This window comes from Cognatiyoonia sp. IB215182, assembly GCF_033963905.1.
Taxonomy (GTDB): domain Bacteria; phylum Pseudomonadota; class Alphaproteobacteria; order Rhodobacterales; family Rhodobacteraceae; genus Yoonia.
Map to the genome: position 1 here is coordinate 115262 of NZ_JAXBMB010000008.1, position 18046 is coordinate 133307.

23 protein-coding genes are annotated in these 18046 nt (G+C 57.3%); 17 read left to right on the forward strand and 6 right to left on the reverse strand.

All coding sequences use genetic code 11. The features are described 5' to 3' along the window. Positions 1–4: 4 nt before the first annotated feature. The 16 genes from rpsG to SLH47_RS17510 all read left to right on the forward strand — a co-directional run bounded on the left by rpsG (position 5) and on the right by SLH47_RS17510 (position 13675). Positions 5–475 (forward strand): 30S ribosomal protein S7, encoded by a 471-nt coding sequence (gene rpsG, locus SLH47_RS17435; protein ID WP_320241198.1) that lies wholly within the window; start codon positions 5–7, stop codon positions 473–475. 15 nt (positions 476–490) lie between these two features. Next, a complete protein-coding gene (gene fusA / locus SLH47_RS17440) occupies positions 491–2608 on the forward strand; it encodes an elongation factor G (protein ID WP_320241200.1) in 2118 nt (705 codons plus the stop codon). Next, positions 2605–3234 (forward strand): hypothetical protein, encoded by a 630-nt coding sequence (locus tag SLH47_RS17445; RefSeq protein ID WP_320241201.1) that lies wholly within the window; start codon positions 2605–2607, stop codon positions 3232–3234. Before fusA ends, SLH47_RS17445 begins: the two co-directional genes overlap by 4 nt. A 51-nt stretch (positions 3235–3285) precedes the next feature. After that, positions 3286–4461 carry an elongation factor Tu gene (gene tuf, locus SLH47_RS17450; RefSeq protein ID WP_320241105.1) on the forward strand — a complete coding sequence of 392 codons (1176 nt, stop codon included), beginning with the start codon at positions 3286–3288 and terminating at the stop codon, positions 4459–4461. Positions 4462–4813: 352 nt separating this feature from the next. Next, a complete protein-coding gene (locus SLH47_RS17455; protein WP_320241203.1) occupies positions 4814–5713 on the forward strand; it encodes a hypothetical protein in 900 nt (299 codons plus the stop codon). 303 nt (positions 5714–6016) lie between these two features. Continuing rightward, positions 6017–6325 carry a 30S ribosomal protein S10 gene (gene rpsJ / locus SLH47_RS17460; RefSeq protein WP_320241480.1) on the forward strand — a complete coding sequence of 103 codons (309 nt, stop codon included), beginning with the start codon at positions 6017–6019 and terminating at the stop codon, positions 6323–6325. A gap of 12 nt (positions 6326–6337) precedes the next feature. Next, the gene (gene rplC / locus SLH47_RS17465; protein ID WP_320241204.1) at positions 6338–7159 is read left to right on the forward strand and encodes a 50S ribosomal protein L3; all 822 of its coding nucleotides are present in this window, start codon (positions 6338–6340) and stop codon (positions 7157–7159) included. After that, positions 7149–7769, forward strand: a complete 621-nt coding sequence (rplD, locus tag SLH47_RS17470; protein ID WP_320241205.1) for a 50S ribosomal protein L4 — start codon at positions 7149–7151, stop codon at positions 7767–7769. The genes rplC and rplD overlap by 11 nt, the downstream gene beginning before the upstream one ends. After that, complete coding sequence (locus SLH47_RS17475; protein ID WP_320241208.1) at positions 7766–8062, forward strand: 50S ribosomal protein L23; 297 nt, start codon at positions 7766–7768, stop codon at positions 8060–8062. Before rplD ends, SLH47_RS17475 begins: the two co-directional genes overlap by 4 nt. 331 nt (positions 8063–8393) lie before the next feature. Beyond that, the gene (locus SLH47_RS17480) at positions 8394–9263 is read left to right on the forward strand and encodes a hypothetical protein (protein WP_320241210.1); all 870 of its coding nucleotides are present in this window, start codon (positions 8394–8396) and stop codon (positions 9261–9263) included. 213 nt (positions 9264–9476) lie between these two features. After that, positions 9477–10319: a 50S ribosomal protein L2 gene (rplB, locus tag SLH47_RS17485; protein ID WP_320241212.1), complete on the forward strand. Its 843-nt coding sequence runs from the start codon at positions 9477–9479 to the stop codon at positions 10317–10319. Between the two features lie 3 nt (positions 10320–10322). Further along, positions 10323–10601, forward strand: coding sequence for a 30S ribosomal protein S19 (rpsS, locus tag SLH47_RS17490; RefSeq protein WP_045997910.1), 279 nt, complete (start codon positions 10323–10325; stop codon positions 10599–10601). A gap of 3 nt (positions 10602–10604) precedes the next feature. Then, a complete protein-coding gene (gene rplV, locus SLH47_RS17495; protein WP_320241215.1) occupies positions 10605–10985 on the forward strand; it encodes a 50S ribosomal protein L22 in 381 nt (126 codons plus the stop codon). Continuing rightward, on the forward strand, positions 10985–11686 hold the full coding sequence (gene rpsC, locus SLH47_RS17500) for a 30S ribosomal protein S3 (protein ID WP_320241218.1): 702 nt from the start codon (positions 10985–10987) through the stop codon (positions 11684–11686). Before rplV ends, rpsC begins: the two co-directional genes overlap by 1 nt. A 13-nt stretch (positions 11687–11699) precedes the next feature. Beyond that, positions 11700–12113, forward strand: coding sequence for a 50S ribosomal protein L16 (rplP, locus tag SLH47_RS17505; RefSeq protein ID WP_320241220.1), 414 nt, complete (start codon positions 11700–11702; stop codon positions 12111–12113). Between the two features lie 308 nt (positions 12114–12421). After that, positions 12422–13675: a Hint domain-containing protein gene (locus SLH47_RS17510; protein WP_320241222.1), complete on the forward strand. Its 1254-nt coding sequence runs from the start codon at positions 12422–12424 to the stop codon at positions 13673–13675. Between the two features lie 69 nt (positions 13676–13744). On the opposite strand, the gene SLH47_RS17515 is transcribed toward SLH47_RS17510, so the two are convergent. Next, on the reverse strand, positions 13745–14368 hold the full coding sequence (locus SLH47_RS17515) for a TIGR02466 family protein (RefSeq protein WP_320241224.1): 624 nt from the start codon (positions 14366–14368) through the stop codon (positions 13745–13747). A gap of 161 nt (positions 14369–14529) precedes the next feature. Here SLH47_RS17515 and SLH47_RS17520 point away from each other — a divergent pair, with 161 nt between their 5' ends. Then, positions 14530–15606, forward strand: coding sequence for a LysM peptidoglycan-binding domain-containing protein (locus SLH47_RS17520; RefSeq protein WP_320241225.1), 1077 nt, complete (start codon positions 14530–14532; stop codon positions 15604–15606). 208 nt (positions 15607–15814) lie between these two features. On the opposite strand, the gene rpmD is transcribed toward SLH47_RS17520, so the two are convergent. From rpmD to rpsH, 5 genes are all read right to left on the reverse strand, one after another. Further along, positions 15815–16003, reverse strand: coding sequence for a 50S ribosomal protein L30 (gene rpmD / locus SLH47_RS17525; RefSeq protein ID WP_320241227.1), 189 nt, complete (start codon positions 16001–16003; stop codon positions 15815–15817). A 12-nt stretch (positions 16004–16015) separates the two neighbouring features. Then, positions 16016–16597 carry a 30S ribosomal protein S5 gene (gene rpsE, locus SLH47_RS17530; RefSeq protein ID WP_320241228.1) on the reverse strand — a complete coding sequence of 194 codons (582 nt, stop codon included), beginning with the start codon at positions 16595–16597 and terminating at the stop codon, positions 16016–16018. A 132-nt stretch (positions 16598–16729) separates the two neighbouring features. Further along, positions 16730–17095 carry a 50S ribosomal protein L18 gene (gene rplR / locus SLH47_RS17535; protein WP_320241229.1) on the reverse strand — a complete coding sequence of 122 codons (366 nt, stop codon included), beginning with the start codon at positions 17093–17095 and terminating at the stop codon, positions 16730–16732. An 11-nt stretch (positions 17096–17106) separates the two neighbouring features. Next, positions 17107–17640 carry a 50S ribosomal protein L6 gene (gene rplF / locus SLH47_RS17540; RefSeq protein ID WP_320241230.1) on the reverse strand — a complete coding sequence of 178 codons (534 nt, stop codon included), beginning with the start codon at positions 17638–17640 and terminating at the stop codon, positions 17107–17109. A 10-nt stretch (positions 17641–17650) separates the two neighbouring features. Further along, entirely contained in the window at positions 17651–18043 is a 393-nt protein-coding gene (rpsH, locus tag SLH47_RS17545) for a 30S ribosomal protein S8 (RefSeq protein WP_320241231.1), read from the reverse strand. Positions 18044–18046 lie beyond the last annotated feature (3 nt).

Here is an 18046-nt window from a genome sequence, read left to right on the forward strand (position 1 = left end):
ATAGATGTCACGTCGTCACGCCGCTGAAAAACGCGAAGTTCTGCCAGACGCAAAGTTTGGCGATATCGTTCTGACAAAGTTCATGAACAACCTGATGATCGATGGGAAAAAATCGGTCGCAGAACGCATCGTCTACAACGCCTTTGACCGCGTTGAAGACAAGCTGAAAAAAGCCCCTGTTGAAGTCTTCCACGAAGCCCTCGACAACATCAAACCAGCCGTCGAAGTCCGCTCGCGCCGTGTAGGTGGTGCCACCTACCAGGTGCCTGTTGAGGTCCGCCCAGAGCGTCGCGAAGCACTGGCCATCCGCTGGTTGATCAAGGCTGCCAAGACCCGCAACGAAAACACCATGGAAGAGCGTCTTGCAGGCGAATTGATGGACGCGGTCAATGGCCGTGGTTCCGCCGTCAAGAAACGCGAAGACACCCATAAAATGGCCGACGCGAACAAAGCGTTCAGCCACTACCGCTGGTAATAGGGAAACATCCAGATGGCACGCGAGTATCCTCTCGAACTCTACCGCAACTTTGGGATTATGGCGCATATCGACGCCGGTAAGACCACATGTTCCGAACGGATCCTGTACTACACAGGCAAGTCGCACAACATTGGTGAGGTGCATGACGGCGCCGCGACCATGGACTGGATGGAGCAGGAACAAGAGCGTGGCATCACGATCACGTCCGCTGCGACGACCACCTTCTGGGAGCGGACCGAGGACGGCCAGACAGCCGACACGCCCAAGCACCGGATGAACATCATCGACACGCCCGGCCACGTGGACTTCACCATTGAGGTGGAGCGTTCGCTGGCTGTGCTTGACGGCGCGATCTGCGTCCTCGACGCCAATGCCGGTGTGGAGCCACAGACCGAAACCGTGTGGCGTCAGGCTGACCGCTACAAGGTGCCGCGCATGGTTTTCGTCAACAAGATGGACAAGATCGGTGCCGACTTCTTCAACTGCGTGCGGATGATCGAAGACCGCACCGGTGCAAAAGCCGTGCCCGTTGCGCTGCCGATCGGTGCAGAGACTGAGCTTGAAGGTCTGATCGACCTGGTCACCATGGAAGAATGGCTGTGGCAGGGCGAAGATCTGGGCGCGTCCTGGATCAAGGCCCCGATCCGCGACAGCCTGAAAGACCAGGCTGACGAATGGCGCAACAAGATGATCGAAGCGGCCGTCGAAATGGACGACGACGCGATGATGGAATACCTCGAAGGCAATGAGCCTGACGTGCCGACGCTGCGCGCCCTGTTGCGCAAGGGCACGCTGTCGCTTTCCTTCGTGCCGGTTCTGGGTGGCTCTGCCTTCAAGAACAAAGGTGTTCAGCCGCTCCTCAACGCCGTGATCGACTATCTGCCCAGCCCGCTGGACGTGGTCGACTACATGGGCTTCAAGCCCGGCGACGAAACCGAAGAGCGTAATATCGCCCGCCGCGCGGATGATGACATGGCTTTCTCTGGCCTTGCCTTCAAAATCATGAACGACCCATTCGTGGGCTCGCTGACCTTTACACGCATCTATTCTGGCGTGCTGAGCAAGGGCGACACGATGCTCAACTCCACCAAGGGGAAGAAAGAGCGTGTGGGCCGCATGATGATGATGCACTCCAACAACCGCGAAGAGATCGATGAAGCCTTTGCAGGCGACATCATCGCGCTTGGTGGTCTGAAGGACACCACAACGGGTGACACGCTGTGTTCGCAAAGTGATCCTGTCGTGCTGGAAACGATGACCTTCCCAGAGCCTGTGATCGAGATCGCTGTTGAGCCCAAGACCAAGGGCGACCAGGAAAAGATGGGTATCGCGTTGCAGCGTCTGGCTGCTGAAGATCCTTCCTTCCGCGTCGAAACCGATCTGGAATCCGGTCAGACCATCATGAAGGGCATGGGCGAATTGCACCTCGACATCCTTGTCGACCGCATGAAGCGTGAGTTCAAGGTTGAAGCGAATATCGGTGCGCCCCAGGTGGCTTATCGCGAAACCATCGGTCACGCGGTGGAGCATACCTATACCCACAAGAAGCAGTCCGGTGGGTCTGGTCAGTTTGGTGAGGTGAAGCTGAACATCATCCCGACCGAGCCAGGCGAAGGCTATTCGTTTGAATCGCTCATCGTCGGTGGTGCGGTGCCCAAGGAATACATTCCTGGCGTCGAAAAAGGCATCCAGTCCGTCATGGATAGCGGCCCGCTGGCCGGCTTCCCCGTGATCGACTTCAAGGTGCAGCTGCTCGACGGGAAGTTCCACGATGTGGACTCCAGCGTGCTTGCGTTTGAGATCGCAGCCCGGATGTGCATGCGTGAAGGGATGCGCAAGGCGGGTGCGAAACTGCTTGAACCCATCATGAAGGTCGAGGTGATCACACCGGAAGAATATACCGGTGGCATCATTGGCGATCTGACATCACGTCGGGGTCAGGTATCCGGCCAGGACACACGGGGTAACGCCATCGCCATCGACGCGATGGTGCCGCTGGCCAACATGTTCGGCTACATCAACACACTGCGTTCCATGTCTTCGGGCCGTGCACAGTTCACGATGCAGTTCGACCATTACGAGCCTGTGCCGAACAACATCTCAGAAGAGATCCAGGCCAAATACGCATGACGAAGATCAAGGCCCTTATCGCAATTGCGGCAGCTTTCTTGCTGTCCGCATGCGCGGAGGAACCGCTCATCGACCCGCAAGTCTCCAGTGCGATGTTCGTGCAGGATGTGGTCGTTGACACGAACGGCTTTGCTGGCGTGACAGGCCGCGCGATTGATGTGCCGCCCGCTCAGGTGCGCGCGGACGTCACGCGGGCACTATCCTCACGCCTGCGTGGTCGGGGTAATCCCGGTGGCACGCCGGTTGTTGTGACCGTGAATGTTGATCGGGTCAGCCTCGTCTCGCCCGGCCAGTCATTGCTGGTCGGCGGGATCAGCACAGCGACCGGTACGGTCTCAATCGTTGAGCTTGCGTCGCAGACATCGTTGCTTGCGCCGACACAGGTTGTCGGAACGGGCGACGGCTACGCGCCGGGCGGTGTCATTGGCGCAGCCTCTCGTGGATCACCGCAATCTGACTACACGCAGACGATCACGCGTTTTGCAGAGACTGTTGCGACAGAGCTTTTCGGCCCTGCGGCAGCATCCGGCAGTTCGGCATCGCCAGCCGTCGCAAGCCCGACGCTGAGCACAGCGCCCGGAACAAACAACGCCAACAGCTTGCGTGAATCGGCCTGGCAATTGTAACAAGCGCGCCAAAGGCGCGATCAATCGAAGTCCCTCTAAAGGAAGAGAAAAATGGCTAAGGAAAAGTTTGAACGGAATAAGCCGCATGTGAACATTGGCACGATTGGCCATGTTGACCACGGGAAGACGACGCTGACGGCGGCGATTACCAAGCAGTTTGGTGACTTCAAGGCGTATGACGAGATTGACGGCGCGCCTGAGGAAAAGGCCCGCGGCATCACCATCTCGACCGCCCACGTGGAATACGAGACTGACACGCGTCACTATGCACACGTCGACTGCCCCGGCCACGCTGACTACGTCAAGAATATGATCACCGGTGCCGCGCAGATGGACGGCGCGATCCTGGTGGTGAACGCCGCTGACGGCCCGATGCCCCAGACGCGCGAGCACATCTTGTTGGGCCGCCAGGTGGGCATCCCATATATGGTTGTCTTCATGAACAAGGTCGATCAGGTCGACGATGAAGAGCTGCTCGAACTGGTCGAGATGGAAATTCGCGAATTGTTAAGCTCTTACGAGTATCCCGGTGATGATATCCCAATCATCGCGGGCTCGGCTCTGGCCGCGCTCGAGGGCCGTGATGATGCAATCGGGTCTGAGAAGATCGCCGAGCTTATGGCGGCTGTGGATGAGTATATCCCAACGCCGGCCCGTGCGGTGGACCAGCCGTTCCTGATGCCGGTCGAGGACGTGTTCTCGATCTCTGGTCGGGGTACGGTTGTGACCGGTCGTGTTGAGCGTGGCGTGATCAATGTGGGTGACGAGATCGAGATCGTCGGCATCCGCGACACGCAGAAGACGACCTGCACAGGGGTCGAGATGTTCCGCAAGCTGCTGGATAGCGGTGAAGCGGGTGACAACATCGGCGCCCTGCTGCGCGGTATCGACCGTGACGGTGTTGAGCGTGGTCAGGTGCTCTGCAAGCCAGGTTCCGTGACCCCACACACGAAGTTCGAGGCCGAGGCTTACATCCTGACGAAGGAAGAGGGCGGCCGCCACACGCCGTTCTTTGCCAACTACCGTCCACAGTTCTATTTCCGGACCACGGACGTGACCGGCACGGTTGAGCTGCCTGCGGGCACCGAAATGGTGATGCCGGGCGACAACCTGAAGTTCAACGTTGAACTGATCGCGCCCATCGCGATGGAAGACGGCCTCCGCTTCGCCATCCGCGAAGGTGGCCGGACCGTGGGTGCAGGCGTGGTGTCGAAGATTGTTGAGTAAGGTGTGGCTTGGGCGTCAGCCCAAACGCACCTAGCGGGTGGCAGGTGAATACGAAGTAATCACCGAGAACCCGCCACCTCTCCACTCTGGGCGCCCGTGAGTGGCTGGCGTTAGCAAAGCAAATGCCGAGAACTCACTCGGTAGCCAAACTAGGCACAACACCGTCCCGGACCTGATCCGGGACTTCCGGAAACAACAAAGGCCGCTCCAATGGGGCGGTCTTTTGCATGAGGGCGGGTCTCGAATATGCGGACATTGCTGCCCGTCAGGATCGACAAGTTGAAGGATCGCTTCTTTGAGATTGCTCGATTGATGCCTTACTACGGTCAGCCGAAAAAGATAGCTTGCTCGTATGAACCGTCCGAGTTTCACATTTCGAAGAGCGCAAGCCGCATTTGACCTGATTTGGTTCCTGCAATCCCATGATGACGTTCGATTGGTACAAATCGGCGGTCACGGCTTTCCAAGGATAGTCCGAGAACAGTCGTGCCGGTTTGAGGATAAAGCTGACGCAACGTGCCACGAATTGCTTGCGTCCAAAGCTTTGGATTCCTCGTTAGGGGCGGACCTCGCAGTTGCCATGATCTTGGCAAATGATCTTCAAAAGGGGCTTTGGAATAGCGACTCAAGAGATTTCGCTGAAATGGCGGCGAACCAGATTCGTGCTTCGACGCAGCTTCTTCGCTCGGCAATATTGCGTGGGTTGGACAGTGTTGACGACTACTCCTTCAGCCATGAACGGGCAGAGCGCTTCTTGCCTGAGGAAAGCCGGTTGACGCGCACCGCCGACGAAATCCTTCCTAAGCTTTGCGACGTCGCACGGATGATGGATGAACCGACGCGCAAGAGCGTTGCTGCGGCAGACTATGGCAGTGATATCGACAAGCATTTGAAAGCGCTGAATGATGTGCTGTCATCAGAAACATGCCTGTTCCCAAAGAATGAGTTCTGGTACCCAAGTGAAGTCGTCGAACTTGTGTCGCACGTGCGATCAACACGTGGTTTCGTGACTTGTACTGCGCTCCTTTTGGCGAACGCCCTAAAAGGTAGAGACAACATCGGCTGGTTTGAGTTTCGCTGGGAGAGACTCGCCGTTGACTACAATGCTCTGCCGGATGGCGTTCGTGGACCGATCTTGGCTGGCATCAGATATCTATACGAAGCGGATGAAAATTTCTTGTGGTACTCAGAAAGGAAGGACTGGGACCCAGCGCTGACTCCAGAACGCATGATCTTACCTGTTGATCTATAGGATCAAAGCAAAGAGAACGAATTTGTTTAATCAATCGAGAAGCGGTCATTCATGCAAGTCGCAGAATCTGTAACTGGGGTTCAAACTCGACCTTCAATAGTCCGGCCCGCTACCCGCCCAACCTGATTTGCGATCCTCCAAACCCCCTTTACACCACCCCCGACTCCCCCTATACGCCGCTCATCCAACGAGGGTGCGCCATGCGCGCCCTTTCTCCATTGGACCAAGACGCGATGAGGGTGCCGGATGAGCCGGTATCGTCCAATCCGTTAGAACCCCAATCTAAGGGGCTCCATCATGGCGATTCAAAGCCAGAACATCCGTATCCGCCTCAAGGCGTTTGATTACCGGGTGCTTGATGCAAGCACACAGGAAATCGTCTCAACAGCCAAGCGCACCGGCGCTTCTGTCCGCGGCCCGATCCCGCTTCCCAACAAGATCGAAAAGTTCACCGTTCTGCGTGGCCCCCACGTGGACAAGAAATCCCGCGATCAGTTCGAGATACGCACGCATAAGCGCCTTCTCGACATCGTGGACCCTACACCGCAGACCGTTGACGCGCTAATGAAGCTCGACCTGGCGGCCGGTGTTGACGTTCAGATTTCCGTATAAGGAGTGACCCAAATGCTCCGTACCGGACTTATCGCAAAGAAAGTCGGGATGACCCGGCTGTTTATGGAAGACGGCAAGCAGGTCCCCGTGACTGTGCTGTCGCTCGAAAACCTGCAGGTTGTCGCGCAGCGCACCGCTGAAAAGGACGGCTATGTCGCCGTTCAGCTGGGCGCGGGTGAGGCGAAGGCCAAGCGCACATCGAAGGCGATGCGCGGCCACTTTGCCGCCGCCAAGGTTGAGCCCAAGCGCAAGGTTGCCGAGTTCCGCGTGGCCCCAGAGAACATGATCAACGTGGGTGAGACGCTGACCGCGAACCACTATTTCGAAGGGCAGTATGTGGACGTCTCTGGCACATCCATCGGTAAAGGTTTTGCCGGTGCCATGAAGCGGCACAACTTTGGTGGTCTGCGCGCCTCGCACGGTGTGTCGATCAGCCACCGTTCGCACGGCTCCACCGGCCAGTGTCAGGACCCTGGCAAGGTGTTCAAAGGCAAGAAGATGGCCGGTCACATGGGTGCCGCCAAGGTGACCACGCAGAACCTGCAGGTTGTGCGCACCGATGCCGACCGTGGCCTGATCATGGTCAAAGGCGCCGTGCCCGGTTCCAAAGGTGGCTGGGTCACGCTGAAGGATGCGGTCAAGAAGCCGACCCCTGAAAACGTGATTTACCCTGCTGGCCTGAAATCCATGGATGAAGAAGCCAAGCGTCTGGCCGAAGAAGCCGCCGCTGCCGCCGCTGCGGAAGAGGAAGCGGCTGCAAAGGCGGCTGCCGAGGCAGAACAGGCGGCGCTGGAAGCTGCCGAAGCCGAAGGAGGCGAGAACAATGAAGGCTGATGCCATCAAACTTGACGGCGGCAAGGCTGGTTCCGTCGATCTGAACGACGACATCTTCGGTCTGGAGCCCCGCAAGGACATCCTGCACCGCGTCGTCCGCTGGCAGCGCAACAAGGCCATGGCTGGTACGCATGACGTGCTGACACGGTCCGAGGTCAGCTATTCGACCAAGAAGATCTATCGCCAGAAGGGCACCGGTGGCGCACGCCACGGCTCGCGTGGCGCGCCGATCTTCCGCTCGGGTGGTATCTACAAGGGGCCAACGCCTCGCAGCCACGCTCATGACCTGCCGAAGAAATTCCGCAAGCTGGGCCTGAAGCACGCTTTGTCTGCCAAGCAGGCAGCGGGTGAGCTGGTTGTCGTGGACAGCATCGATGTGAAAGACGCCAAAACCGGCGCACTGGCCAAGCAGGTCGGCGCATTGGGTTGGAAGCGTGCGCTGGTCATCGATGGGGCCGAAGTGAACGAAAACTTCAAGAAGGCCGCCCAAAACATCAAAACCTTGGACGTGCTGCCCAGCCAGGGTGCCAACGTCTATGACATCCTGCGGTCCGACACGCTCGTGTTGACCAAAGCAGGTGTCGCAGCACTGGAGGCTCGTTTGTCATGAGCGCGAAAGCAGAACATTACGACGTGATCCGCAAGCCGATCATCACCGAGAAATCCACCATGGCATCCGAGAACGGGGCTGTTGTGTTCGAGGTGGCGATTGACAGCAACAAGCCGCAGATCAAACAGGCCGTCGAGGCACTGTTTGGGGTGAAGGTGAAAGCGGTCAATACGACCATCACCAAAGGCAAGGTCAAGCGCTTCCGCGGCCAGCTGGGCAAGCGGAGCGACGTCAAAAAGGCCTATGTGACGCTCGAAGAGGGCAACACAATCGACGTGTCCACCGGTCTTTGATCCGGGACTGATATGAATGAAAAAGCCCTCGGCGATTGTCGGGGGCTTTTTTGTTTGAGCGGTTAACCCATGGCCACCCGTCGCAACGCAAGCCGGGCGTGCGCCTGCCCGTGGGATGGCGCTGCAACCGTCATTCTAAGTCACTTTATGGCAGCCACGTACATCTTCCATGTCAGCGAAGCGCATCGTGCCCAAAGCGCCAGCCCGCCGGGACGGGCAGGCGCTCGCCCGGCGCCTTCGGCTTGTTCCGGGCGATCTGTTAGCTTGAAGTGCCAGCGAAACAGTATACCAAAGCTGTCCACATCTATAGCGTGTATGGAATATATTCCCAATGACTGATGTAATCCCTGAGTGGCTAGCTGACCCGCTTATTACTTCCGCAATGTTAGGGGTGGGCGGTTTCCTGTTGCGCGGACCAATCGCGACTTACTTCGGAAAGGCGGTAGACCTTAAGTTTGAGAAAAGCCTTGAGGAGGCAAAGTCTTCTATCCGAGCCAATGAGAAAGAACTGGACCAAATCACGACATTTCTCACCACGCGGCAGAACGAGCGGCAATCGATAATTGAGGCCAAGAGACTCGAAGCTGCGGAGACGCTGTTGGAAGCGGCTACAGCAATTTCTGCTTTTGCTATGTTTGTTGAAGTTATGAAGGTCTTGAAAGTGGAAGAGGTAGCAAGTTCTTCCAAAAGAGAAGATGTGAAAGACTTTTTTAAGGTGCTGGCCGATGGTCTAGGGCTAGACGCCAAAATGGAAGAGTTCAATGGTTATGATCGAACACGCGCAAGCCTCTATCTATCAGACAAAACCCTCAGTCATTTTGACAACTACACAATGATCATGAGTTATGCCGCGATGTTCGTCAAAGCCATGAGCCTTGGTCTGGATGCTACCGCAGTGCTCAGGGAAGATGCGCTCAGCAAGAAGGTAATTGAGGCAGTGCCCACCTCAAAAGAGGGGTTTGAAAAGTATGGTGAGGGATACGCATACTATTGGTCGCAACATTTTTACGATCAACTTCTGACCGAATTACGCAAAGAAGTATCAGGTTCCGACAACCGGCAACAGGATGTCGAAACGGTTGCTCATCTGACGGCATCATCAATACAGGCTCAGAGCGAGGCCAGGCGAATTACGAACACGGCAAATCTGCCTCAGGAGCTTTTTAGAGATCCATCCAATCTTCCATCAGAGGCACGATAAGGGGTTCAATCAATGGTGATCAGTGCCTGCAAGAACACTATGCTTTTGCCACACAAGTATTGCTTGCCACCCCACCCATCCCCCACTATAAGCCGTTCATCCCAACCACCCCGGATTCGTCCGGGGTGTTGTGATTTGAACCATTGGGGACCTTCGGGGCCCTTCACCACATAGGCCTCATGAGAGGCCGCCAAGCAAACGGAAGAAGCTAACATGGCACTCAAGTCGTACAAACCGACGACGCCGGGCCAGCGTGGGCTGGTGCTGATCGACCGTTCGGAGCTTTGGAAAGGACGCCCCGTCAAGGCCCTCACCGAGGGTTTGACCAAGTCGGGCGGTCGGAACAATACCGGACGGATCACCATGCGTCGCATTGGTGGGGGCGCAAAGCGTCTCTACCGGATCGTCGATTTCAAGCGCAACAAGATGGATATGTCCGCTGTTGTCGCTCGCATCGAATATGACCCGAACCGGACCGCCTTTATCGCACTGATCCAGTACGAAGACGGCACCCAGAATTACATCCTTGCCCCGCAGCGTCTGGCTGTTGGTGACAAGGTGATCGCCTCGGCCAAGGCCGACATCAAGCCCGGCAACGCAATGCCTTTCAGCGGCATGCCCATCGGGACAATCGTGCACAATATCGAACTCAAGCCCGGCAAGGGTGGTCAGATCGCCCGTGCGGCTGGCACATACGCCCAGTTCGTGGGTCGTGACGGTGGCTATGCCCAGATCCGCCTGTCTTCAGGCGAGTTGCGTCTGGTGCGCCAGGAATGCATGGCTACGGTTGGTGCGGTGTCGAACCCCGACAACTCCAACCAGAACTTCGGTAAGGCCGGTCGCAACCGTCACAAGGGCATCCGCCCATCCGTCCGCGGTGTTGCGATGAACCCGATCGACCACCCACATGGTGGTGGTGAAGGCCGCACATCCGGTGGCCGGACGCCTGTGACACCTTGGGGTAAAGACACCAAGGGCAAGCGCACCCGTAACAAGAACAAGGCAAGCCAGAAGCTGATCATCCGCTCGCGGCACGCCAAGAAGAAAGGCCGTTAAGATATGGCACGTTCCGTCTGGAAAGGCCCATTCGTCGACGCTTACGTCCTGAAAAAGGCCGAAGCTGCGCGCGAAAGCGGCCGCAACGAAGTGATCAAAATCTGGTCGCGTCGTTCTACCATCCTGCCTCAGTTCGTTGGGCTGACCTTCGGGGTCTACAACGGCAAGAAGCATATTCCCGTCAACGTCACGGAAGACATGATTGGTCAGAAGTTCGGTGAATACTCGCCAACCCGCACCTATTACGGTCACGCTGCTGACAAAAAAGCGAAGCGGAAGTAAGTCATGGGCAAGGAAAAGAACCCCCGCCGCGTGGCCGACAATGAAGCAATGGCAAAACTGCGCATGCTTCGCACGTCCCCGCAGAAACTGAACCTCGTCGCTGGCATGATCCGTGGCAAGAAGGTTGAAACGGCGCTGAACGATCTGACTTTTAGCAAAAAGCGGATCGCCGTTGACGTGAAGAAATGCCTTCAATCCGCCATCGCCAACGCAGAAAACAACCACAACCTGGACGTCGACGAACTTGTCGTCGCCGAGGCTTATGTGGGCAAGAACCTGATCATGAAACGCGGTCGCCCTCGGGCTCGTGGCCGGTTCGGCAAGATCATCAAGCCGTTCTCGGAAATCACCATCAAGGTGCGTCAGGTTGAGGAGCAAGCATAATGGGTAACAAAGTCAATCCCGTCGGTATGCGCCTGCAGGTGAATCGCACCTGGGACAGCCGCTGGTACGCCGACACCAAGGACTATGGCGATCTGTTGCTTGAAGACCTTGCCATCAAGGACTTCATCAAAAAGGAATGCGCCCAGTCCGGCGTGAGCCGCGTGATCATCGAACGTCCGCACAAGAAGTGCCGCGTGACGATCCACGCAGCCCGCCCCGGTGTGATCATCGGCAAAAAGGGTGCCGATATCGAAACCCTGCGCAAGAAGCTGGCCAATCTGACCACGTCAGAGTTGCACCTCAACATCGTTGAGGTCCGCAAGCCAGAGCTTGACGCGCAGCTTGTCGCCGAAAGCATCGGTCAGCAGCTGGAACGCCGCGTGTCCTTCCGCCGCGCGATGAAGCGTGCGGTGCAGAACGCCATGCGTATGGGTGCTCTGGGCATCCGCGTGAACCTCGCCGGTCGTCTTGGCGGTGCCGAAATCGCGCGGACCGAATGGTACCGTGAAGGTCGCGTGCCGCTTCACACCCTGCGTGCCGACATCGACTATGCGCATTACGAGGCGTCCACGCCCTACGGGATCATAGGCATCAAGGTGTTCATCTACAAAGGTGACATCATGGAGCACGATCCGTCTGCGCATGACCGCAAACATGCTGAGCTGCAAGAGGGCGCCGTCCCTCGCGGCCCACGTCGCTAAGGAGACCTGAACAATGCTTCAGCCAAAGCGTACAAAATTCCGCAAGATGCACAAAGGGCGGATCAAGGGCCTCGCCAAGGGCGGTTCTGATCTGAACTTCGGCACTTACGGTCTGAAAGCCATTGAGCCAGAGCGGGTCACCGCCCGCCAAATCGAAGCCGCCCGCCGGGCCATGACGCGCCACATGAAGCGTCAGGGCCGGGTCTGGATCCGGATTTTCCCTGACCTGCCTGTGACCTCGAAGCCAATCGAAGTCCGCATGGGTAAAGGCAAGGGTTCGGTTGATTTCTGGGCCTGCAAGGTCAAGCCTGGCCGTGTGATGTTCGAAATCGACGGCGTATCCGAAACCATCGCTCGCGAAGCCCTGCGCCTTGCTGCGATGAAACTCCCGCTGAAAACACGGACAGTGGTTCGGGAAGACTGGTAGTTTTCGCCGCGCGACAATTACCAGGTGCGATGTAGCGAATTTGCAAGGCAAATTGGCGAGTCGCACCGGGTTAAGAAAATAGAACCTCCGCCTATTTCTTGGCGGAGGTTCTTTGATTTTGTGATGCCTTTCGCAGCCATTAGACTAGGCTTGTCGGCACGACTGCAGGGCGGTGCTCATTCGCATCAAGCCAGCCTAAATCTACCATCTCAGCAAGATCGCACACTCATGGCGCGAGTGAAATCTCCACGTGACCCGTTAAAGCAAATGAATTAAGATCACCGGATCGAAACAGGACCGGATAACCGATGCCGTTAAATCCTGGCGATCTTCTGTTTGTGGGTTGGGACAGCGATAATGATGATATCTCATTTGTCGCCACGACCGATATCGCTGCGGGTGAGGTCATCTATTTCACCGATGACGAATGGGACGGCAGTGCATTTCTGGGAACCGAACAACTGATCGAATGGACGGTCCCGGCGGGGGGCTTGACTGCTGGTACAGTTGTGAACATCGACATGGACCCCGGAGCTGACACAATCAGCTTCGATTCCGGTGGGACGATCGACTATATCAGGGGCGGTTATGACATCGCCGGGCGCAATGAAATGTTCTGGGCGTTTCAGGGTACGCGGAACGGCAATACGGTGACGCCTACGGACTTTGTCGCGGTCATCGCGAATGAGGCGCAGGGCAGCAATATCCAAACTCCGAACCTTACGGGCACAGGTCTGACCACGGCAAATGGTGCCATCATCATCGATGGCGATGAAGACTATATGGAGTGGACAGCTGATGGTGCATTGGCAGATCCTGTGGTCCGTGATGACCTGATTGCGTCGATCCTTGACACTGACAACTGGACCACGGCCGATGGTGGCGGCAACAGCAATCCGCGCGGAACCGGCTTTGACGTTGATGTCCCCAGCGTTGTCTGTTTCGCGAATGGCACGTTGATTGAGACCTCGGACGGTCCACAAATGATCGACACGCTCTGGGTGGGTCAGCAGGTCAAACTGCTCTGCGGTCGTGTGGTGCCCATCCGGTGGATCGGGCAGCGTCATATCCGTGCGTCAGAACTCGCCCGGTCGCCAAAACTGCGCCCCGTCCGCATCAGTGCCGGAGCACTGGGGCTTGGGCTGCCGCATAGGGACCTTGTCGTGTCTCGCCAGCATCGCGTGCTTGTAACGTCGAGGATTGCACAAAGAATGTCTGGTCAGGACAGTGTTTGGGTGCCGGCAATTGCATTGACTGAAATGCCCGGAATTGCTGTTGATGAGGGCCTGGCGACGCTGACCTATTACCATATTCTTTGTGACGATCACGAGGTGTTGGTTGCTGAGGGCGCGCCTGCAGAAAGCCTCTACCTTGGCCCTGAAGCAGTGAAAGCGCTCAGCGCCTCAGGGCGCGCCGAAATCGCGGCCATCTTTCCTGATATCTTCGATCAGGCGCCGTTCCATGATGCCGGGTTCATCATGATGTCCGGAAGGCAGCAACGAAAACTGGTTCAACGCCACGTCAAAAACGACAAGCCGCTGCTGGAGCTACTTGATTGTTGATGTACCATTGTCAGGTATGTGTCCGGCCCTGAGTTGAGGCGTAAATGATACGATGTAAGTTCTCGCCGCTCAGTCCCATTTGTAGTTAAAACTCACCGATATCCGCTCATTCTCTTCCGCCATGTTCATCGGCACCTCGTGCCGCAGCCAGCTTTCCCAGAGCAGTAAATCACCGACCGCGGGCGCTACGTAGATGAACTGGCGCAGCTCCTCCCGCGCCTCTTTCACGCGCGGCGGGGCGGCCATCATCATGGGCAGGCGCGGGTCCTCCAGCTTCAGCGCGCTCGCGCCGTCGGGCATCGCCACGTAGGTCGTCCCGCTGATGACCGAATGCGGGTGGATGTGGCCGGTGTGGATGCCACCGGGGGGCAGGATGTTGATCCAGATATCCTCAAGCTGCAGCGTCTTCTCGCCAAGGTCGAACTGAAGATCCGCAGCAAAGGCAGCCACATGTGCATCCAGTGCCTTGACCAGATCGGCGAAGATCGGGAACCGCCAGGGTAGGTCGGTCAGGGAGGCGTATGAGGTATAACCGGGATATCCGTTCTCTTCGCACCAATCTTGGCCGGCCTCGTCATCCTCCGCGATGCCATAGCACGACCTTTCAAGCTCGGTCGGGTCAATGGGAGCGCCAAGTTCCGATAGCTTGGCGTGATAAAGGCGGGTCGCAAAGAGCGATGTGATCTGTGGCATAAACGTCTTCTTGTCAGAACCGATGGCAGGCGCAAGTGACTTGCCGTCAAGTCACGCGACAAAGCGAATTTACACGCCCTTTACCACGGTTTGGAACAAATTCCTGCCACAGAGCGGGCGTAGCAAGCTGAACACGAAGTTAACAAATACAAGGTAAGCCCATGCGCTTTATGCGATCTCTTCTTTTGACCTCCGGTCTTTGTGTCACTGCCGCTGCAGCTTCTGCCCAGGCCGTGACGTGCGGCCAGGATTACATCGTCCAACCCGGCGATTATCTCTCATCCATCGCGCAGCGGGCTTATGGCAGCACAGGTAGCTTCAATCTGATCTACAGCGCCAATGCCGAAGCCATCGGGCCAAATCCCGGGCTGATCAATGTGGGCGACCGCCTGTTTGTGCCTTGCCTTGATGGCGATCTGGGTCAGTCAGCGGCTAATGCCGCTGCGATCCGGAATGTGCAGACAACCGAACGCCTGCCCGCCCCGGCGGAAGACAGACCGATCCGCGTGCTGACGGCCACGGGCTGGGCGCCATTCATGGACGAAGACCAAGAGCAGGGCGGTCTGTTGACCGAGATCATCAACCTGGCGCTGGAAAATGCGGATAGCAATCCAGAATACCAGATCGACTTCATCAACGACGATGGTGCGCATCTGAACCCGCTGATCGTGGACCATGCCTATGATATCAGCATCGGGTGGAGCCAGCCCAATTGTGAGATCATGGACAAGCTGGAAGATGAATCGCAATTCCGCTGCAACAATCTCGATTTCAGCGACCCGATGTATGAGGAAGTGCTGGGTTATTATAGCCTCGCCTCTGATCCTGTTTTTGCGGACCATGCAGAGCTGAAGGGTCAGCGCATTTGCCGGGCCGAGGCGTTCACGCTCGCCCCGCTCGAAGGCGTTGATCTCGTCGAACCGGCCATTAGCATCGTGCGTGCCCCGACTGCTGCGGATTGCGTCAACTTCATCCTCGAAGACAAGGCAGATGTCGCTCTCGTCGCTGTTGACGTGGCTGACGGGCGGATTGCCGAGCTTGGTGCCGCGTCACAGGTTCAGATGCACGAAGCTCTGACATTCGTTGACGTGCTTCACGCCGTGATCGCGAAAACGCATCCGCAAAACGAAGAGATTCTGGCGACGGTGAATAACGGCCTGAGCAACATCAAGGATTCTGGTCTGTGGTTTGCGACCGTTCGTCGGCACATGACGGCCTTCCGTGCGCTGAACCAGTAAGACACGGACTTGTCAGAGAGACGTCTGCTCTTGAGAAGGGGCAGGCGTATTTCTTTGCCTCGAAACGGCAGAAAGTGAATGCCGAAACCTTGGCACGAGCAAGCCGTCTCTTTGATCGATAGCTGCGCGAATCGCATCGGCAAAAGAAAACGCCCTCGGAAAACCGAAGGCGTTTTAAGTTCTAAGTGGGGTGGAACCCACCGAAGCCTCAACCCTTTTCTTCGACGATCTCGACGAGGTGGGGGATGCTGTTGACCATGCCGCGGACGGACGGTGTGTCTTCCAGCTCACGCGTGCGGTTCATTTTGTTCAGGCCCAGACCGACCAGCGTGGCGCGCTGTTTGGCGGGGCGGCGGATCGGGGAGCCGATCTGCTTGACGACGATTGTTTTAGCCATCTCTTCGTCTCCTTAAGCTTCTGCTGCTTCAGCAGGGGCCTCGGCAACCGGTGCTTCGTCCCGCTTGGGCAGGATGTCAGCAACCTTCTTGCCACGACGCTGGGCCACGTTGCGGGGTGACTGCTCTTTCTGCAGGCCGTTCATCGTGGCGCGGATCATGTTGTAAGGGTTCTGCGAGCCGATCGACTTCGACACAACGTCCTTCACGCCCAGCATCTCGAACACGGCACGCATCGGACCACCGGCGATGATACCAGTACCCTCAGGGGCGGTGCGCATCACGACCTTACCGGCGCCATGGCGGCCTTCCATGTCGTGGTGCAGGGTACGGCCATCACGCAGAGGTACGCGGATCATCTGACGCTTGGCCTGCTCGGTTGCCTTGCGGATCGCCTCTGGTACTTCCTTGGCCTTCCCCTTGCCAAAGCCCACGCGACCTTTCTGATCGCCGACAACGACAAGTGCGGCAAAACCGAAGTTCTTACCACCTTTGGTCGTCTTGGACACCCGGTTGATTGCGACCAGACGGTCGGCAAATTCGGGGGCCTGTTCTTCACGGTTGCGGCCACGGCCGCGGTTTTCACGTTCTGCCATTGATGGCATCCTTTGTATCGATGGGCTCCCGCCCGGTTGTCCAATCCAAGTGGCCGAAGCCCCGGATCATCGAAGGTGGGTTTCATCCACCTTACAGGTCGTTGGTAGGGTGGGTGAAACCCACCGCCACCTTTATATTTTCAAGCCACCTTCACGGGCCGCATCGGCCAAAGCCTTGATCTTGCCGTGAAAGAGGAACCCACCACGGTCGAAATACGCAACCTCGACACCGGCTTTCTTCGCGCGCTCTGCGATTGCAGCGCCCACTTTGGAAGCGGCTTCGATGTTGTTCTTGCCGACCACGCCCAGATCTTTTTCGAGCGATGAGGCCGACGCGATTGTCACGCCGTTTGCATCGTCGATCAGCTGGACGCTGATGTTCTTGTTCGAACGGTGCACAGAAAGACGCGCACGCCCCTGGTTTGCCGTTACTTTGCGAAGCTTGTTCCGCACGCGCATACGGCGCTTGAGAAACAATTCTCTCTTGCTGTTTGCCATCTGTCCGGTCCTTACTTCTTCTTACCTTCCTTACGGAAGATATATTCGCCTTTGTACTTGATACCCTTGCCCTTATAGGGCTCGGGCTTGCGCCACTCGCGGATATTGGCCGCGACCTGGCCTACAAGCTGTTGGTCGATGCCTTCAACGATCACGTCGGTCGGCTTCGGGGCTGTGACAGTCACACCCTCCGGCACTTCGAAGTTCACGTCGTGGCTATACCCCAGCGACAGTTTCAACACGTTACCCTGCATCTGCGCACGGTAACCAACACCCGACAGCTCCAGCTCTTTCTTGAAGCCGTTGGTGACGCCTTCAACAAGGTTGGCCACCTGTGTGCGGCTCATGCCCCACTGCTGGCGTGCGCGCTTGGACTTGCCGCGCGGATCGACTTTCACTTCCTGACCGTCAACCGTGATCGTCACGTCGTCGGTGGCGGTAAAGCTGCGGGTGCCCTTCGGGCCCTTCACTTCAATGGTCTGACCCGACACGGATGCGGTCACACCCGATGGCAGCTCAACCGGTTTTTTCCCAATACGAGACATCAGATGCTCCTTAGAATACGGTGCAAAGCACTTCGCCGCCCACATTGGCAGCACGTGCATTCGCGTCCGACATCACACCCTTGGGGGTGGAGACAATCGACACACCCAGGCCCTGACGGACAGATGGGAGGTCCTGTGCGCCCAGGTAAACGCGCCGACCGGGTTTGGAAACCCGCTTAACCTCGCGAATGACAGGGGTGCCCTCGTAGTATTTCAGCTCAATGTTGAAAGCAGGATGGCCGTCTTTGCCGTCCTTCTTCTGGTAGCCGCGGATGTAACCTTCGTCAGAAAGCACATCCAGAACCCAGCCACGCAGCTTCGACGCCGGTGTTTCCACCGAGGACTTGCCGCGCATCTGGCCGTTGCGGATACGTGTGAGCATATCACCGATAGGATCATTCATAAA

Excerpts from the sequence above, each read along its gene's own strand:
- rpsG (WP_320241198.1), top strand. The coding sequence starts at position 5 with ATGTCACGTCGTCACGCCGCTGAAAAACGCGAAGTTCTGCCAGACGCA.
- fusA (WP_320241200.1), top strand. The coding sequence starts at position 491 with ATGGCACGCGAGTATCCTCTCGAACTCTACCGCAACTTTGGGATTATG.
- SLH47_RS17445 (WP_320241201.1), top strand. The coding sequence starts at position 2,605 with ATGACGAAGATCAAGGCCCTTATCGCAATTGCGGCAGCTTTCTTGCTG.
- tuf (WP_320241105.1), top strand. The coding sequence starts at position 3,286 with ATGGCTAAGGAAAAGTTTGAACGGAATAAGCCGCATGTGAACATTGGC.
- SLH47_RS17455 (WP_320241203.1), top strand. The coding sequence starts at position 4,814 with ATGAACCGTCCGAGTTTCACATTTCGAAGAGCGCAAGCCGCATTTGAC.
- rplC (WP_320241204.1), top strand. The coding sequence starts at position 6,338 with ATGCTCCGTACCGGACTTATCGCAAAGAAAGTCGGGATGACCCGGCTG.
- rplD (WP_320241205.1), top strand. The coding sequence starts at position 7,149 with ATGAAGGCTGATGCCATCAAACTTGACGGCGGCAAGGCTGGTTCCGTC.
- SLH47_RS17475 (WP_320241208.1), top strand. The coding sequence starts at position 7,766 with ATGAGCGCGAAAGCAGAACATTACGACGTGATCCGCAAGCCGATCATC.
- SLH47_RS17480 (WP_320241210.1), top strand. The coding sequence starts at position 8,394 with ATGACTGATGTAATCCCTGAGTGGCTAGCTGACCCGCTTATTACTTCC.
- rplB (WP_320241212.1), top strand. The coding sequence starts at position 9,477 with ATGGCACTCAAGTCGTACAAACCGACGACGCCGGGCCAGCGTGGGCTG.
- rpsS (WP_045997910.1), top strand. The coding sequence starts at position 10,323 with ATGGCACGTTCCGTCTGGAAAGGCCCATTCGTCGACGCTTACGTCCTG.
- rplV (WP_320241215.1), top strand. The coding sequence starts at position 10,605 with ATGGGCAAGGAAAAGAACCCCCGCCGCGTGGCCGACAATGAAGCAATG.
- rpsC (WP_320241218.1), top strand. The coding sequence starts at position 10,985 with ATGGGTAACAAAGTCAATCCCGTCGGTATGCGCCTGCAGGTGAATCGC.
- rplP (WP_320241220.1), top strand. The coding sequence starts at position 11,700 with ATGCTTCAGCCAAAGCGTACAAAATTCCGCAAGATGCACAAAGGGCGG.
- SLH47_RS17510 (WP_320241222.1), top strand. The coding sequence starts at position 12,422 with ATGCCGTTAAATCCTGGCGATCTTCTGTTTGTGGGTTGGGACAGCGAT.
- SLH47_RS17515 (WP_320241224.1), bottom strand. The coding sequence starts at position 14,368 with ATGCCACAGATCACATCGCTCTTTGCGACCCGCCTTTATCACGCCAAG.
- SLH47_RS17520 (WP_320241225.1), top strand. The coding sequence starts at position 14,530 with ATGCGCTTTATGCGATCTCTTCTTTTGACCTCCGGTCTTTGTGTCACT.
- rpmD (WP_320241227.1), bottom strand. The coding sequence starts at position 16,003 with ATGGCTAAAACAATCGTCGTCAAGCAGATCGGCTCCCCGATCCGCCGC.
- rpsE (WP_320241228.1), bottom strand. The coding sequence starts at position 16,597 with ATGGCAGAACGTGAAAACCGCGGCCGTGGCCGCAACCGTGAAGAACAG.
- rplR (WP_320241229.1), bottom strand. The coding sequence starts at position 17,095 with ATGGCAAACAGCAAGAGAGAATTGTTTCTCAAGCGCCGTATGCGCGTG.
- rplF (WP_320241230.1), bottom strand. The coding sequence starts at position 17,640 with ATGTCTCGTATTGGGAAAAAACCGGTTGAGCTGCCATCGGGTGTGACC.
- rpsH (WP_320241231.1), bottom strand. The coding sequence starts at position 18,043 with ATGAATGATCCTATCGGTGATATGCTCACACGTATCCGCAACGGCCAG.